Annotated in this window: 1 pseudogene; it reads right to left on the minus strand. The window is 68.2% G+C overall.

The features are described 5' to 3' along the window. Positions 1 to 199, minus strand: a pseudogene (locus tag FJ658_RS15160) (serine/threonine protein kinase); the annotation flags it as partial. Positions 200 to 217 lie beyond the last annotated feature (18 nt).

Here is a 217-nt window from a genome sequence, read left to right on the forward strand (position 1 = left end):
ATTCGAGCGCCTCGGAGAGGTCGTAGCCGATCTCGGCGATGCGCCGGGGCGTGAGCTCGCCCGCGCGGATCGCCTCCTCGAGGTTGGGGCCCGTGACGAGCTCCATGATCAGGTACGGATGCGGCTCGTCGGGCAGCGAGTCGTCGATGCCCGCGTCGAGCAGCGTGACGATGCCGTGGTGGTTGAGAGAGGCGAGCATCCGCAGCTCGGAGCTGAA

Origin of the sequence: Schumannella sp. 10F1B-5-1, from assembly GCF_006517535.1 — a bacterium.
GTDB lineage: Bacteria > Actinomycetota > Actinomycetes > Actinomycetales > Microbacteriaceae > Schumannella.